We start from the raw sequence: 16,896 nt of genomic DNA, 5'->3' as shown, positions 1-16,896 counted from the left end.
AACGTAACACTTGACAATGCTGTGAGGAAAAGCGTATTTGCGCCGCAGCCCGAACACTTTCTATGCAGATACCCCCGGTGATAACGCAATGGGTAACGGCGATATCAGAGTCATATTATCGGCAGAAAGTTCCGCTTTATAAGCCAAAATCTCCACCCCCTGTTTCTGTGCCTCAGTAAGTAACTGTGCATATTTAGCATCAATATGGTGTGCAGGAGAGAAATATTCAATGGCTGAGTGCAAGATAGTAAACAGTAAAACAGCGCGATCGCCGCTAGCGACTACGCCCATCAGCTCGCGTAAATGCTTCTGTCCGCGCACGGTCACCGCATCCGGAAAGTAGCCAAATTCATTTTCCGCAAGTGTGACTGACTTCACTTCAATATAGCAGTTGGGACGATCATCTGCCTGTAACATGATGTCGATTCTGCTGTTTTCTTCACCGTATTTCACTTCGCTTTTCAGGATGTTGTAACCGGTCAGCTCGGGAATACGATTGGCCTGAATGGCCTCTTTTGCCAGCGTATTTGCCCGTAGCGTATTGACGCAGATGAACGCCCCTTTTTGTGTTTGAGTTAATTCCCACGTATGTGGATATTTCCGTTTGGTATTTTCTGAAGTGGAGTACCAAACGGTATCGCCTGGCGTGGCGCAACCGGTCATCGCGCCGGTATTCGGGCAGTGCAGCGTGAAGGTTTCACCTTCCGGCGTGACGACATCGGCGAGAAAGCGTTTGTAGCGTTGAATCAGCGTGGCGTGCTTGAGCGGTGGCGTAAACTTCATACGTTTTCCTTATTATGATTCGTTGAGCGTCCAGCGCTGTAACGGCGTGTATTTCGTACGTCCCCGGACAAAGCGTGATTCGTAGAGCACAAATTCGGTCACCGGAAACGTCCAGAGAAAGCCGGGAGCGGGGAGCGGCACCGCCTGTGCGGCGTTGCGCAGCAGCGTCAGGTGCGGGTGAAACGGCTGCGGGCTTTGATAACAGCCGCTGCGGGCGGCCTGAGCGCGAAGCATATTGGCGAGCTGTAGCAGCCCGCGCGGCGGCTGACGCGTGCCAAGCCATACAACGCGGGAGCGCAGCCACTGTCCGGCATCATCCAGATTCAGCGTAAAACCCGGCTGACGGATACGTCCTGCCATGGCGGCCAGCGCACGCTGCTTTTCCTCGCTCACGTCCCCCAGAAACGCCAGCGTGATGTGCAGATTTGCCGCGACGACGGGTATCCCGGCATCGGCAGGAAAATTATCGGCACGCCACTGCACCAGCTGCTTCTGGATAGGCTTTGGGATCTCAACGGCGAAAAACAGCCTTTTTGACTCTGACATGGTGGGGACTCGGTTATGAATTGAGGCGATGCTACAATGTCCGCCGTTTAATGTTAACCCTCTGGAGCCATTCGTGTCCCTGTTGCCGGTCGCAAGCATCCTTCCTGAACTCCTTCATGCCTTACAGCAATCACCGCAGGTGCTGCTGAACGCGCCAACGGGTGCGGGTAAATCCACCTGGCTGCCGCTGCAAATTTTACGCGATGGCGGCATCAACGGGCGCATTTTGCTGCTGGAGCCGCGCCGTCTGGCGGCCCGCAATGTCGCGCAGCGCCTGGCTGAGCTGCTGGGTGAGAAGCCAGGGGAAACGGTCGGCTACCGTATGCGTGCGGAAACCTGCGTGGGGCCAGCTACCCAGTTAGAGGTCGTGACCGAAGGGATCCTGACGCGTATGATCCAGCACGATCCCGAGCTGTCGGGCGTGGGGCTGGTGATCCTCGATGAATTTCACGAACGCAGCCTACAGGCCGACCTCGCGCTGGCGCTGCTGCTGGATGTTCAGCAGGGGCTTCGCGATGATCTCAAGCTGCTGATCATGTCGGCCACCCTCGATAACGACAAGCTTCAACGCCTGCTCCCGGATGCGCCTGTGGTAATTTCCGAAGGTCGTGCGTTTGCGGTGGATCGTCGCTATCAGTCGCTGCCCGCGCACCAGCGCTTTGATGAGGCGGTGGCTATCGCCACGGCAGAACTGCTGCGCAATGAAAGCGGTTCGCTGCTGCTCTTTTTACCCGGCGTGGGTGAAATTCAGCGGGTGCAGAACCATCTGGCGGAGCGCGTGGCCGATGACGTCCTACTGTGTCCTTTATATGGCGCACTGCCGCTCAGCGAGCAGCGCCGGGCGATACTTCCCGCGCCGCAGGGCAAACGGAAGGTGGTGTTGGCGACCAATATTGCTGAAACCAGCCTGACGATCGAAGGTATTCGCCTGGTGGTGGATAGCGCCCAGGAGCGCGTAGCGCGTTTTGATGTACGTAGCGGACTGACGCGCCTGATAACTCAGCGCGTCAGTCAGGCCTCAATGACTCAGCGCGCCGGGCGTGCGGGGCGTCTGGAGCCCGGCGTGTACGTGCATCTGTTGGCAAAAGATCAGGCCGAGCGCGCGACGGCGCAGAGCGAAGCGGAAATTTTGCAAAGCGACCTCTCCTCGCTGCTGCTCGAACTTTTGCAGTGGGGCTGTAACGACCCGTCGCAGCTGAGCTGGCTGGATACGCCTCCCGCGGTGAACCTGGCGGCGGCGCGTCGTCTGTTAACGCAGCTTGGGGCGCTGGCCGATGAGCGCTTAACGGCGAAAGGGCAGAAAATGGCGGCGTTGGGGAACGATCCACGCCTTGCGGCGATGCTGGTGGCGGCAGATAGCGACGATGAAGTCGCTACGGCGGCGCGGCTGGCGGCCATTCTGGAAGAGCCTCCGCGCGGCGGCGGCGGCGATCTCATGCAGGCTTTTACCCGTTCGCAAGGGCCGTGGCAGCAGCGTAGCCAACAGCTCTGTAAGCGCCTGAATCGCCGGGCCGGGCAGCCGGACAGCGACGCGATTCCCGCGCTGCTGGCACAGGGCTTTCCCGACCGTATCGCCCGCCGACGAGGGCAGGAAGGGCGCTACCAGCTTGCCAACGGCATGGGGGCGATGCTAGACGCCGACGATGCGCTGAATCGCCACGAGTGGCTGATTGCGCCGCTGCTGTTACAGGGCAATGCCTCGCCAGATGCGCGAATCTTGCAAGCCTGCGCGCTGGATATTGATGCGTTGGTGGCGCGCTGCCCGCAGCTGATTCAACAATCTGACACCATTGAATGGGATGATACCCAGGGCACGCTGAAAGCGCTGCGCCGAAGCCAGATTGGCCAGCTAACGCTAAGCGTGCGTCCGCTGGCGAAACCGTCGGAAGAGGAACTGCATCGTGCGATGCTCACCGGTATTCGCGAGAAAGGATTAAGCGTGCTCAACTGGACGAACGAAGCGGAACAGCTACGCTTGCGTCTACAGTGCGCCGCACGCTGGCTGCCGGAAGATGCCTGGCCAGCGGTAGATGACGCGTCGCTTTTGGCAGCGCTGGAAAGTTGGCTGCTGCCGCATATGAGCGGCGTTCACTCGTTGCGCGGATTGAAATCGCTGGATATTCACCAGGCGCTGCTCGAGTGGTTGCCCTGGTCATTACGACAACGTCTGGTGAGTTTGCTGCCAACTCATTACACTGTGCCTACAGGAAGCCGGATTGCCATTCGCTATGATGATGAAAATCCTCCGGCTTTGGCGGTGCGTATGCAGGAGATGTTTGGTGAGGCCAGCACGCCGACGATTGCCGAAGGGCGGGTTGCGCTGGTGCTGGAACTGCTCTCACCGGCGCAGCGCCCGCTGCAAATTACGCGTGATTTAAGCGCGTTCTGGCAGGGCGCGTACCGGGAAGTGCAAAAAGAGATGAAGGGGCGCTATCCGAAGCACGTCTGGCCGGACGATCCGGCAAACACCGCGCCAACGCGGCGGACGAAAAAGTATTCGTGATTTTCTCCCTCTCCCTGTGGGAGAGGGAACGTGTTGCATAAAATTGAGAGATATCTTCTTCTGTCTCGTGACAGAAGAATTGAGAATCAGGCCTTTATGCCTGAATGTTGCGGAGAGAAAGCATGGCGGGGAATGACCGCGAGCCGATTGGACGTAAAGGCAAGCCTGCACGTCCGGCAAAGCAAAAGGTAAGCCGTCGACAGCTCAGAGATGATGAGTATGACGACGATTATGATGATGATGGCTATGACGATGAAAAGCCTCGCTCGCGTAAAGGCGGCGGAAAGGGCAAGAAACCGCGCGGCAAACACCGCTGGTTCTGGTTCCTGGTAAAGCTGGGCATCGTTTTTGCCGTGCTGATGGCCATTTATGGCGTCTATCTGGATCAAAAAATCCGCAGCCGCATTGACGGTAAAGTCTGGCAGCTTCCGGCGGCGGTTTATGGCCGCATGGTGAGCCTTGAGCCGGATATGCCGATCAGCAAAAAAGAGATGGTGCAGCTGCTGACGGCGACCCAGTATCGCCAGGTCACGGCGATGACGCGGCCCGGTGAATTCACCGTGCAGGCGAACAGCATTGAGATGATCCGTCGCCCGTTCGATTTCCCGGACAGCAAAGAAGGGCAGGTGCGCGCGCGTCTGACCTTCTCTGGCGATCACCTGGAAACCATCGAGAACCTGGACAGCAACCGACAGTTCGGTTTCTTCCGTCTCGACCCGCGCCTTATCACCATGATGTCCTCGCCAAACGGCGAGCAGCGTCTGTTTGTGCCGCGCAGTGGCTTCCCGGATCTGCTGATCGATACGCTTATCGCGACCGAAGACCGTCACTTCTACGAGCACGACGGTATTAGCTTCTACTCAATGGGACGCGCAGTGCTGGCGAACCTGACCGCGGGTAGAACGGTGCAGGGGGCAAGTACGCTGACCCAGCAGTTGGTGAAGAACCTGTTCCTCTCCAGCGAGCGTTCCTACTGGCGTAAAGCGAACGAAGCCTACATGGCGCTGATCATGGACGCCCGCTACAGCAAAGACCGCATTCTTGAGCTGTATATGAACGAGGTGTACCTCGGTCAGAGCGGCGACAATGAAATTCGCGGCTTCCCGCTGGCGAGCCTGTACTACTTTGGTCGTCCGGTGGAAGAGCTGAGCCTTGACCAGCAGGCGCTGCTGGTGGGCATGGTGAAAGGGGCATCGGTTTACAACCCGTGGCGTAACCCGAAACTGGCGCTGGAGCGTCGTAACCTGGTCCTGCGCCTGCTGCAACAGCAGAAGGTCATCGATCAAGAGCTTTACGACATGCTGAGTGCGCGTCCGCTGGGCGTACAGCCACGCGGCGGGGTGATTTCACCGCAGCCAGCGTTTATGCAGATGGTTCGTCAGGAGCTGCAGGCTAAGCTGGGCGATAAAGTGAAAGATCTCTCCGGCGTGAAGATCTTTACCACCTTCGACTCGGTGGCGCAGGATGCGGCAGAAAAAGCGGCAACCGACGGCATTCCGGTGCTGAAGAAACAGCGCAAACTCAGTGACCTTGAAACCGCAATGGTTGTGGTCGACCGCTTCAGCGGTGAAGTGCGGGCGATGGTTGGCGGTGCTGAACCGCAGTTTGCGGGCTACAACCGCGCGATGCAGGCGCGTCGTTCGATTGGTTCTCTGGCTAAGCCAGCGACCTATCTAACGGCGTTAAGCCAGCCGAACCAGTATCGTCTGAACACCTGGATTGCCGATGCGCCAATTGCGCTGCGTCAGCCGAATGGTCAAGTATGGTCACCGCAGAACGATGACCGTCGCTATAGCGGTCAGGTGATGCTGGTGGATGCGCTGACGCGTTCCATGAACGTGCCAACCGTTAACCTCGGTATGGCACTGGGTCTGCCAGCGGTCACCGATACCTGGCTGAAACTGGGCGCACCGAAAGATCAGCTTAACGCCGTTCCGGCGATGCTGCTGGGGGCGCTGAACCTGACGCCGATTGAAGTGGCGCAGGCGTTCCAGACCATCGCCAGCGGCGGTAACCGTGCGCCATTATCGGCGCTGCGTTCGGTGATTGCGGAAGATGGTACCGTGCTGTACCAGAGCTACCCGCAGGCTGAACGTGCCGTTCCGGCGCAGGCGGCTTATCTGACGCTGTGGACCATGCAGCAGGTTGTGCAGCGCGGTACTGGTCGTCAACTGGGCGCGAAATACCCGAACCTGCATCTGGCAGGGAAAACCGGGACCACCAACAACAACGTCGATACCTGGTTTGCCGGGATTGACGGTCGTGAAGTGGTGATCACCTGGGTAGGCCGCGATAATAACCAGCCAACCAAGCTGTACGGTGCCAGCGGTGCGATGTCCATCTACCAGCGTTATCTGGAAACCCAGTCGCCTATCGCGCTGGATCTGACGCCGCCGGAAGATGTGGTGAACATGGGCGTGGACGACGGCGGTAACTTCGTCTGCGGCGGCGGTGGCACGCGTATGCTGCCGGTCTGGACAACCGACCCAGATTCACTCTGCCAGCAGAGCCAGCAGGCTATCGAGCAGCAGCAGTCAGCGAACCCGTTTGACTCGTCTTCTTCACAACCGCAGCAGCAACAGCAGCCGCCAGCACAGGAGAAGAAAGACAGCGACGGCGTAGCGGGCTGGATTAAGGATATGTTCGGCGGCAACTAAAGTTGCACCCGGCATTATACCCAGCTGTAGCCCGGACGAGGCGTTTACGCCGACTCCGGGATAGCTCGGTGCCAATCACAGCATCACCGTATCAGTACTAAGCCCCAGCCTTGCGCATGGGCTTTTTTATCCCTAAGTTTTTTCTTTTTCTTAACGCCATTATTTCATCTGTTTAATTCTTAACCCCTTAATTCTGGTAGGGACTTATATCGCTTGCTATGCGTGCAATGCATGACCTATTATTCCCATCGTTATAATAATAATTCTCGTTTACGTTATCATTCACTTCATCAGAGATATACCAATGGCGCGTTTTAAAACTGCTCAGCCAACCCACTCGCTGCGTAAACTCGCGGTTGTAGTAGCCACGGCGGTTAGCGGCATGTCTGTCTATGCACAGGCTGCAGAAAAACCAAAAGAAGAAACCATCACCGTCACCGCAGCTCCGGCGGCTCAGGAAAGTGCCTGGGGGCCGGCGGCGACGATTGCGGCAAAGCACTCCGCGACGGCAACCAAAACGGATACGCCGATTGAGAAGACGCCACAGTCTGTTTCGGTGATTACCCGTCAAGAGATGGATATCCGTCAGCCAGCGACGGTTAAAGATGCGATGGCCTACACGCCAAGCGTTTTCTCCACTCGCGGCAGTTCATCAACTTATGATGTGGTTTCCATTCGTGGTTTTACCGCGCCGACGACGGTCAACACCAACCAGTATCTGGATGGCATGAAGCTTCAGGGTAATAACTACTCTGAAATTTCGATGGACCCGTATTTCCTGGAACGCGTTGAAGTGATGCGCGGGCCAACCTCCGTGCTGTATGGCAACAGCAACCCAGGCGGTATCGTGAGCATGGTCAGCAAGCGTCCGACCACCGAACCGCTGCGCGAAATTCAGTTCAAAATGGGTACAGATAACCTCTGGCAGACCGGTTTTGACTTTAGTGATGCTATCGATGACGCAGGCGTGTGGTCTTACCGTCTGACCGGTTTAGGCCGCAGCCAGGATGCTCAGCAGGATATGGCGAAATCGAGTCGTTACGCCATTGCACCGTCTTTCAGCTGGCGTCCGGATGATAAGACAGATTTCACTTTCCTGAGTAACTTCCAGAGCGATCCGGATGCGGGTTACTACGGCTGGCTGCCGCGTGAAGGTACAGTGGTTCCTTACGTTGACGCGAACGGCAATTCCCACAAGCTGCCGACCGACTTCAATGAAGGCGAGAAAGATAACAAAATGCAGCGCCGCCAGCAGATGGTGGGCTACAACTTCTCTCACGAATTTAACGACACCTTCACCGTGCGCCAGAATCTGCGCTACGACCAGGTAAAAACCCTGTACCGTTCGGTATATGGTTATGGCTACGATGGCGCGGGTAAAATCAATCGTCAGTACGTGCGTTCTGATGAAGACCTCAATACCTTCACTGTTGATACTCAGTTGCAGTCTAAATTCGCAACCGGCGATGTCGCACATACGCTGCTGACCGGTGTGGATTACTCACGTATGCGTAACGATATTGACGCGCTTTACGGCTCTGCTGATTCAATTGATATGCTGAACCCGCAGTACGGTAATCCGAATATTGACGTTAGCGGTCCTTATGCGAAGTATCAGGTACTGAACCGTATGGATCAGACGGGCCTGTACGCACAAGATCAGATGGAGTGGGACAAATGGGTACTGACGCTGGGCGGTCGCTATGACTACGCGAAGACATCTACTCTGACCCGCACCACCGGTAGTGAAGCGATGAACCACGACCAGCAGTTCACCTGGCGCGGTGGTCTGAACTACCTGTTTGATAACGGTATTTCTCCGTACTTCAGCTACAGCGAATCTTTCGAACCAACGTCTGGTTCAACGAAAGAAGGCAAACCATTCGATCCTTCTCGCGGTAAGCAGTATGAAGCTGGCGTGAAGTATGTGCCGAAAGATAAGCCAGTGGTGCTGACCGCCGCTATCTATCAGCTGACCAAAGATAAAAACCTGACCTCTGACCCGAACGACTCTACCGGTCTGTATAGTGTACAGACGGGCGAAATTCGCTCCCGTGGTCTGGAACTGGAAGCGAAAGCGGCCGTTAACGAAAATATCAACGTAACGGCAGCCTACAGCTACAACGATGCTGAATACACCGAGGACACCATCTTTAAGGGCAAACGCCCGGCAGAGGTTCCACGTAATCAGGCTTCCCTGTGGACTGACTATACGTTCTACGACACGGCGCTCAGCGGCCTGACCTTCGGTGCGGGTGTGCGTTATACCGGTTCTACCGTGAGCTACTACAAAAACGTCGCGGCGAAGAAAAACGAATCGTTTAACGTCGCAAGCTATACCGTAGCTGACGCAATGGTGAAATACGATCTGGGCCGCTTCGGCCTGCCGGGTTCGTCCGTTGCCGTTAACGTCAATAACCTGTTCAACCGCGAATACGTCTCCAGCTGCTATAGCGAATACGCATGCTACTGGGGCGCAGAGCGTCAGGTTGTTGCTACCGCAACGTTCCGTTTCTAACCACCTCCAGGGCGCGGATTTTCCGCGCCCTTTAACATGTTGACGGTTATGCAGGACAACACAACTCATTCTGATACGACCTTTTCTCTGGAACAGGTCGTTTTTCGCGTTCCAGGCCGTACGCTTCTTCATCCTCTCTCCTTAACTTTTCCTGCGGGCAAAGTGACCGGTCTTATCGGTCATAACGGCTCGGGCAAATCCACGCTGCTGAAAATGCTTGGCCGCCATCAGCCGCCGTCGGAAGGGGAGATTCTGCTCGACGGTCAGCCGCTGGCGAGCTGGAACAGCAAAGCGTTTGCCCGTAAGGTCGCTTATTTACCGCAGCAGCTGCCGCCCGCAGAAGGGATGACCGTACGTGAACTGGTGGCGATTGGTCGCTACCCGTGGCACGGCGCGCTGGGACGTTTTGGCGTGGCTGACAGAGAGAAGGTGGAAGAAGCGATTTCGCTGGTTGGCCTAAAACCGCTGGCGCATCGCCTGGTGGACAGCCTCTCCGGCGGCGAACGTCAGCGTGCGTGGATAGCCATGCTGGTGGCGCAAGACAGTCGCTGTCTGTTGCTCGATGAACCAACTTCGGCGCTGGATATTGCTCATCAAGTTGATGTGCTAGCGCTGGTGCATCGCCTGAGCCAGCAGCGCGGTCTGACGGTCGTTGCTGTCCTGCACGATATTAATATGGCGGCGCGCTACTGCGATTATCTGGTGGCGCTTCGCGGCGGTGAAATGATTGCTCAGGGAACGCCTGATGAACTGATGCGCAGCGACACGCTGGAGCAGATTTACGGCATTCCAATGGGCATTCTGCCGCATCCAGCCGGTGCTGCACCGGTAAGTTTTGTCTATTGATGACTGATTCGAATTTGATAAACCGTCGCCGTTTTCTGGCGGCGATGGCGCTCTCGCCGCTGCTCTGGCAGATGCAAAAAGCGCAGGCTGCGCCGGTGAATGCCGAACGTATCGTGGCGCTGGAGTGGCTGCCCGTCGAGCTGATGCTGGCGCTGGGCGTAACGCCCTACGGCGTGGCGGATATCCCCAACTACCGCATGTGGGTCAACGAGCCGGTGCTGCCGGACTCGGTGATTGACGTCGGGCTGCGTACCGAACCTAATCTTGAACTGCTGACCCAGATGAAGCCCTCTATGCTGGTCTGGTCCGCAGGTTATGGTCCTTCACCGAAGATCCTCGCGCGAATTGCACCGGGCCGAAGCTTTGCCTTCAGCGATGGCAAACAGCCGCTGGAGCAGGCGCGCCGCTCGCTGCTGGAAATGGCAGACCTGCTCAACAAGCAGGATGTGGCCCATCGTCATCTGGCGAAGTTTGATGCCTATATCGATAGCCTGAAGCCACGTTTTGCACAGCGCGGCGAACGCCCTCTGCTGATGATGTCGCTGCTCGATTCTCGCCATATGCTGGTGTTTGGCCCGAACTGCCTATTCCAGGAGATTCTCGACCGTCTGGGTGTGAAAAACGCCTGGCAGGGTGAAACTAATTTTTGGGGCAGTACGGTGGTCGGTATCGACAGGCTGGCGGCGTACAAAGACGTGGACGTTCTCTGCTTTGATCATGGCAATGAGGCTGATATGCGCCGCCTGGCCGCCACGCCGTTATGGCAGGCGATGCCGTTTGTGCGCGCCAACCGCGTGCAGAACGTCCCGGCGGTGTGGTTCTATGGTGCGACGCTGTCGGCGATGAACTTCGCTCGCATCCTCGATAATGCATTAGGAGGTCAAGCGTGAAAACGACCCGCTCTCCTTTTGCCTCTGTGTTGCTGCTGGCGCTATTTATCCTCGCGCTGGCGCTGACCTGGTTTAACTTCAACCTGGCACTGCCCAACGCGCTTTGGTTCCAGGCAATGCGTCAGCCGGATATCAACGCCATTGACCAGATGCTGTTCCACTACAGCCTATTGCCTCGTCTGGCCATCTCTCTGTTGGTGGGGGCGGGTCTGGGGCTGGTGGGCGTTCTGTTCCAGCAGGTGCTGCGTAACCCGCTGGCTGAGCCAACGACGCTTGGCGTGGCAACCGGTGCCCAACTGGGGATGACGATAACCACGCTGTGGGCGATACCGGGCGTGCTGACTTCGCAGTTTGCCGCCCTGGCGGGTGCCTGTATCGTGGGCGCGCTGGTGTTTGGTGTGGCGTGGGGTAAACGTCTCTCGCCGGTGACGCTGATTCTGGCCGGGCTGGTGGTGAGCCTGTACTGCGGCGCAATCAACCAGCTGATGGTGATTTTCCATCACGACCAGCTGCAAAGCATGTTCCTGTGGAGCACCGGGACGCTGACGCAAACCGACTGGAGCGTGGTACAGCGTCTGTGGCCACAGCTGTTGGGCGGCGTGATGCTGACGCTGCTGCTGCTGCGCCCGTTAACGTTGATGGGCCTGGATGACGGCGTGGCGCGCAACCTGGGGCTGGCGCTGTCGCTGGCACGTCTGGGCGCGCTGACGCTGGCTATCGTTATCAGTGCGTTCCTCGTCAATGCGGTGGGGATTATTGGCTTTATCGGCCTGTTTGCGCCGCTGCTGGCGAAGATGCTCGGCGCACGACGTTTGCTTTCCCGACTGATGCTGGCACCGCTGATTGGTGCGCTGATTCTGTGGCTTTCTGACCAGCTGATTCTCTGGCTCACCCGCGTGTGGATGGAAGTCTCTACCGGCTCCGTGACCGCGCTGATTGGCGCACCGCTGTTGCTTTGGCTGTTACCTCGACTGCGTAGCATGAGCGCACCGTCAATGAACGCCAGCGATAGCGTGGCAAATGAACGTCAGAACGTGCAGTGGTTTGCGCTGGGCGGTTTGGTGATTCTGCTGGCGGCGATGTTCGTTGCCCTGTCGCTGGGGCGCGATGCGCACAGTTGGCACTGGGCGAGCGGTACGCTGCTTGACGAGCTGGCGCAGTGGCGCTGGCCGCGCATTGCGTCGGCATTGATTGCGGGTGTGATGCTGGCGGTGGCGGGCTGCATTATTCAGCGCTTAACGGGTAACCCGATGGCGAGCCCGGAAGTGCTGGGGATAAGCTCCGGTGCGGCGTTCGGCGTGGTCTTGATGTTGTTTGTGGTGCCGGGCAACGCGTTTGGTTGGCTGCTACCCGCGGGGAGTCTGGGGGCGGCGGTGACGCTGCTGATTATCTTGATTGCCGCCGGGCGCGGTGGATTTTCGCCGCATCGCATGCTGCTGGCGGGGATGGCGCTCAGTACCGCATTTACTATGCTGCTGATGATGCTGCAAGCGAGCGGTGACCCGCGCATGGCGCAGATCCTGACGTGGATCTCCGGTTCAACCTATAACGCGACCGGTGAGCAGGTGGTGCAGTCGGCTATCGCGATGGTGATTTTACTGCTGCTGGTGCCGCTGTGCCGTCGCTGGTTAACCATTCTGCCGCTGGGCGGTGAGACGGCGCGGTCTATCGGGATGGCGCTCTCTCCGGCGCGTATCGGCCTGCTGCTGCTGGCAGCGTGCCTGACGGCGGCGGCCACGCTGACCATCGGGCCGCTAAGCTTTGTTGGGCTGATGGCGCCGCATATTGCGCGCATGATGGGCTTCCGTCGTACGATGCCGCATATTGTGATTTCCGCGCTGATCGGGGGACTGATGCTGGTGTTTGCCGACTGGTGTGGACGCATGCTGATGTTCCCGTATCAGGTGCCAGCAGGGCTGCTGTCGACCTTTATCGGTGCGCCGTACTTTATCTATCTGCTGAGAAAGCAGAGTCGTTAAAAAGCCGGATGGCGCATGCGCTTATCCGGCCTACAGATTGTGCGATTCACGTAGGTCGGGTAAGGCGAAGCCGCCACCCGGCATGTGTCGCTGAATTACAGCTTCGCAAACACCCGACGCGCCGCGTCAATGGTGTTATTGATATCTTCTTCGCTGTGGGCGATGGACATAAAGCCCGCCTCAAACGCCGACGGAGCCAGGTACACGCCTTCATCCAGCATCAGATGGAAGAAACGCTTAAAGCGCTCAACATCGCACTTCAGCACGTCCTGATAGCAGGTGACTTCTTTACCCTCGGTAAAGAAGATCCCGAACATCCCGCCCACGTTGTTCACCACCAGAGGAATACCGGTCTCTTGCGCGGCATCCAGCAGTCCTTGTGCCAGTTGGTTGGTCAGATCGGTCAGCGTTTCGTGTACGCCCGGCTGTGCCACTTCGGTCAGGCAAGCAAAGCCCGCTGCCATCGCGATTGGGTTACCGGAAAGCGTACCTGCCTGGTACACCGGGCCCGTTGGTGCCAGCGCGTCCATCACGTCGCGACGGCCACCGAAAGCGCCCACCGGCATACCGCCGCCGATGATTTTGCCAAGGCAGGTCAGATCCGGCACCACGTCGTAGTAGGACTGTGCCCCTGCCAGCGCCACGCGGAAGCCGGTCATGACTTCATCGATGATCAGCAGCGCGCCAAACTCGTCGCACAGCGCGCGCAGGCCCGGCAGGAAATCAGCCTGCGGTGGAATGCAGTTCATGTTACCGGCAACCGGTTCAACGATGATGCAGGCAATCTCCTGTGGGAACTGCTCGAACGCGGCGCGCACGGAAGCCAGATCGTTATAAGTACAGGTGAGGGTGTGCTTAGCGAAGTCCGCCGGTACGCCCGGTGAATTTGGCTGGCCGAGGGTCAGCGCGCCGGAACCTGCTTTCACCAGCAGGCAGTCGGCGTGGCCGTGGTAGCAGCCTTCGAATTTGATGATTTTGTCACGGCCGGTGAAACCGCGCGCCAGACGGATGGCGCTCATGGTGGCTTCGGTACCGGAGTTCACCATACGCACCATGTCCATGGTTGGCACCAGTTCGGTCACCAGCTTCGCCATGGTCACTTCCATTTCGGTTGGTGCGCCGAAGCTCAGGCCGCGCTCTGCCGCTTCAATCACCGCATTGCGGATGGCAGGGTGGTTATGACCCAGCACCATCGGCCCCCAGGAACCGACATAATCGATATAGGCTTTGCCATCCACGTCGTACAGATAGGCACCGTCCGCACGCTCGATAAACAGCGGCGTACCGCCGACGCCGGTGAAAGCACGTACCGGTGAGTTGACCCCGCCAGGGATAAGTTCACGCGCTGCGCTATAGAGGTTTTCAGATTTGCTCATTGCCAGGATCCTGGTTCGTGAAAAATGTTTTGTCCGCTATTCTAAATTATTCCACAGAAGTTATGAAATTTTTGCCTGATTGCAACAAAGCACTCGTAGCGTAATTTTTTCGCGACGTAGCGCACAGGCTTGGGTAAAATGCCCTCCCTTCCTATTTGTATTACCAATTAGTGATGACGGTATGAAAGCAGAAATACCCCCTTTAGAGGCACAGCGAATAGTGCATAAACGTCGCCGCGATGTGGTGCGTAAATTACTGAACCGCGATAAAACACCGCTGATGGTGCTGCTGATGTCCGCCGTAGTCGGCACGCTTGTTGGGGTGGTTGGCGTGGCATTTGAACATGCGGTGAACTGGGTGCTGAACGTGCGTATCGGTACGTTGGTGCAGGTTGCCGACCACTGGTATCTGGTCTGGCCGCTGGCGTTTATCCTGTCGGCGCTGCTGGCCATGTTCGGCTACTGGCTGATGCGACGCTTTGCGCCGGAAGCGGGCGGTTCGGGCATCCCGGAAATTGAAGGCGCGCTTGAAGACCTGCGCCCGGTTCGCTGGTGGCGCGTGCTGCCGGTGAAGTTCTTTGGCGGCTTGGGGACGCTCGGCTCGGGCATGGTGCTTGGACGCGAAGGTCCAACTGTCCAGATTGGTGGGAATATCGGGCGCATGGTAGGCGATATCTTCCGCCAGCGCGGCGAAGAATCGCGCCACACCTTACTGGCAACCGGCGCGGCAGCGGGGCTGTCGGCGGCGTTTAACGCGCCGCTTGCGGGGATCCTCTTTATTATTGAAGAGATGCGCCCGCAGTTCCGCTACAGCCTTATCTCCATTAAAGCGGTGTTTACCGGCGTTATTATGTCGAGCATCGTGTTCCGTATCTTCAACGGCGAAACGCCGGTGATTGAAGTCGGCAAACTGAGCAATGCGCCGGTTAACACGCTGTGGCTTTATCTGGTATTGGGTGTGATTTTTGGCTGTGTTGGCCCGCTGTTTAATACCCTGGTGCTGAAAACACAGGATATGTTTTTCCGTATTCATGGCGGCAATACGAAAAAATGGGTGTTGATTGGTGGTCTGATTGGCGGTGGCTGTGGTGTGCTGGGGCTGTTTCAGTCGGCGGCGGCGGGCGGTGGTTTTAACCTGATTCCGATTGCGGCGGCGGGCAACTTTACCGTCGGAACGCTGCTGTTTCTGTTTGTGGCTCGTGTTATCACCACGCTCTTGTGCTTCTCTTCCGGTGCGCCGGGCGGTATTTTCGCACCGATGCTGGCGCTGGGCACCTTGCTGGGCACGGCCTTTGGTGTGGCGGCAATGCATCTCTTTCCTGCCTACAATCTGGATGCGGGGACCTTTGCTATCGCCGGAATGGGCGCGCTGTTGGCGGCTTCTGTGCGTGCGCCGCTCACCGGGATTGTGCTGGTGCTGGAGATGACCGACAATTATCAGCTCATTTTGCCAATGATTATTACCGGGCTCGGTGCCACGCTATTAGCGCAGTTCCTCGGCGGACAACCGCTCTACGCCACGATTCTGGCGCGCACCCTGGCGAAGCAGGAGGCCGAGCAAGAGGCGAAAGCCAGGCAGTCGGCCCCGGAGAATACTTGAACGATTTACTAGGGTATTAGATAATGGCCAAAAGAGTCGGGTTATTATTTGCCCAGACCCGCTGTATTAATGGGAGCAAAAAATGAGTGATGACGTAGTGCTGCCGCTGGAGTTTACCGACGCCGCAGCCAAAAAAGTAAAAGTCCTGATTGCGGATGAAGAGAATCCAAACCTGAAGCTGCGTGTGTACATCACGGGCGGCGGTTGCAGCGGCTTCCAGTATGGCTTTACCTTTGATGACCAGATCAACGAAGGCGACATGACCATCGAGAAACAGGGCGTAGGCCTGGTGGTCGACCCGATGAGCCTGCAGTATCTGGTAGGCGGTTCGGTGGATTACACCGAAGGTCTGGAAGGTTCTCGCTTTATCGTAACCAACCCGAATGCAACCAGCACCTGCGGCTGCGGTTCTTCCTTCAGCATCTAAGCTTGCTGACCAGATAAATGAAAAAGCCCACCGAAAGGTGGGCTTTTTTTTGTATTTCTTGTAGCCCGGACGAGGTGCGCTAGCGTCGACTCCGGGGCATCCCCGGCGGAGCTGTGCTTGGCCGGGCTACACAGGTTTAACGCCCGTTATCGTCCAGAGCAAAGGTCGGCAGCTTCAGGTGCCAGCGAATGGCCGCCAGGCGAATGGCCAGCGTCACCACCATTCCCATCATGCTGGCGTTTTCCAGCGGTACCTGGAAAGTGTAATAGGCGGTGGCGTGCACAATCCCGCCGATAATACAGGCGGTGGCATAGATTTCTGTTCGCAGGATCATCGGCACTTCACGTGCCAGTACGTCACGGATTATCCCGCCACCCACGCCGGTCACCACGCCCATGCAGACGGCGACGAGCGGCCCAGAGTGGGCGAGAAACGCTTTGTTCACGCCGATACCAACAAACACGGCGAGCCCCACGGCATCGAGCACCGGCAGCACCCATTTGGGCAGGCGGCGCGGCTGACGCACCAGAACAATCGTGAGCATACTGGTCACCATCGCCACCACCAGGTCTGTGGGATCTTTCACCCAGAATACCGGGCCGTTGGCCAGCGCCATATCGCGAATGGTCCCACCACCGACGGCGGTAACGACTCCCAGTACCAATACGCCAAAAGGGTCCATCCGTAGCTTTCCCGCCAGCAGTACGCCGGAGACCGCGAAAACGATGGTGCCTACAATATCCAGCCAATAGACAAGCATGACCAATTACC

The 16,896-nt window shown here is 57.6% G+C and carries 12 protein-coding genes; 8 read left to right on the top strand and 4 right to left on the bottom strand.

The features are described from left to right. Nucleotides 1-60 precede the first annotated feature (60 nt). Entirely contained in the window at nucleotides 61-783 is a 723-nt protein-coding gene (gene sfsA, locus MY052_RS19685) for a DNA/RNA nuclease SfsA (protein WP_248537680.1), read from the bottom strand. Nucleotides 784-795: 12 nt separating this feature from the next. After that, nucleotides 796-1,329 (bottom strand): RNA 2',3'-cyclic phosphodiesterase, encoded by a 534-nt coding sequence (thpR, locus tag MY052_RS19680; RefSeq protein WP_248537679.1) that lies wholly within the window; start codon nucleotides 1,327-1,329, stop codon nucleotides 796-798. Between the two features lie 73 nt (nucleotides 1,330-1,402). Between thpR and hrpB the strand changes: the two genes are divergently transcribed. From hrpB to fhuB, 6 genes are all read left to right on the top strand, one after another. Continuing rightward, the gene (hrpB, locus tag MY052_RS19675; RefSeq protein ID WP_248537678.1) at nucleotides 1,403-3,832 is read left to right on the top strand and encodes an ATP-dependent helicase HrpB; all 2,430 of its coding nucleotides are present in this window, start codon (nucleotides 1,403-1,405) and stop codon (nucleotides 3,830-3,832) included. 122 nt (nucleotides 3,833-3,954) lie between these two features. After that, complete coding sequence (gene mrcB / locus MY052_RS19670; protein ID WP_248537677.1) at nucleotides 3,955-6,489, top strand: bifunctional glycosyl transferase/transpeptidase; 2,535 nt, start codon at nucleotides 3,955-3,957, stop codon at nucleotides 6,487-6,489. A 304-nt stretch (nucleotides 6,490-6,793) separates the two neighbouring features. Then, nucleotides 6,794-9,007, top strand: a complete 2,214-nt coding sequence (gene fhuA, locus MY052_RS19665; protein ID WP_248537676.1) for a ferrichrome porin FhuA — start codon at nucleotides 6,794-6,796, stop codon at nucleotides 9,005-9,007. 48 nt (nucleotides 9,008-9,055) lie between these two features. Then, the gene (fhuC, locus tag MY052_RS19660; protein ID WP_035891945.1) at nucleotides 9,056-9,853 is read left to right on the top strand and encodes a Fe3+-hydroxamate ABC transporter ATP-binding protein FhuC; all 798 of its coding nucleotides are present in this window, start codon (nucleotides 9,056-9,058) and stop codon (nucleotides 9,851-9,853) included. Further along, complete coding sequence (gene fhuD / locus MY052_RS19655; protein WP_035891946.1) at nucleotides 9,853-10,743, top strand: Fe(3+)-hydroxamate ABC transporter substrate-binding protein FhuD; 891 nt, start codon at nucleotides 9,853-9,855, stop codon at nucleotides 10,741-10,743. The genes fhuC and fhuD overlap by 1 nt, the downstream gene beginning before the upstream one ends. After that, the gene (gene fhuB, locus MY052_RS19650; protein ID WP_123650798.1) at nucleotides 10,740-12,722 is read left to right on the top strand and encodes a Fe(3+)-hydroxamate ABC transporter permease FhuB; all 1,983 of its coding nucleotides are present in this window, start codon (nucleotides 10,740-10,742) and stop codon (nucleotides 12,720-12,722) included. The genes fhuD and fhuB overlap by 4 nt, the downstream gene beginning before the upstream one ends. Before the next feature lie 95 nt (nucleotides 12,723-12,817). Here fhuB and hemL read toward each other — a convergent pair whose 3' ends face one another. Further along, entirely contained in the window at nucleotides 12,818-14,098 is a 1,281-nt protein-coding gene (gene hemL, locus MY052_RS19645) for a glutamate-1-semialdehyde 2,1-aminomutase (RefSeq protein ID WP_035891948.1), read from the bottom strand. Between the two features lie 181 nt (nucleotides 14,099-14,279). Between hemL and clcA the strand changes: the two genes are divergently transcribed. Continuing rightward, a complete protein-coding gene (gene clcA, locus MY052_RS19640) occupies nucleotides 14,280-15,698 on the top strand; it encodes a H(+)/Cl(-) exchange transporter ClcA (protein ID WP_035891949.1) in 1,419 nt (472 codons plus the stop codon). 82 nt (nucleotides 15,699-15,780) lie between these two features. Next, nucleotides 15,781-16,125, top strand: a complete 345-nt coding sequence (gene erpA / locus MY052_RS19635) for an iron-sulfur cluster insertion protein ErpA (protein ID WP_035891950.1) — start codon at nucleotides 15,781-15,783, stop codon at nucleotides 16,123-16,125. A 136-nt stretch (nucleotides 16,126-16,261) separates the two neighbouring features. Here erpA and MY052_RS19630 read toward each other — a convergent pair whose 3' ends face one another. After that, nucleotides 16,262-16,885 carry a TRIC cation channel family protein gene (locus MY052_RS19630; RefSeq protein ID WP_202216447.1) on the bottom strand — a complete coding sequence of 208 codons (624 nt, stop codon included), beginning with the start codon at nucleotides 16,883-16,885 and terminating at the stop codon, nucleotides 16,262-16,264. Nucleotides 16,886-16,896 lie beyond the last annotated feature (11 nt).

This window comes from Kluyvera ascorbata, from assembly GCF_023195735.1.
GTDB classification, from domain to species: Bacteria; Pseudomonadota; Gammaproteobacteria; order Enterobacterales; family Enterobacteriaceae; genus Kluyvera; species Kluyvera ascorbata.
This window is presented reverse-complemented; position numbering and strand designations above follow the sequence as displayed.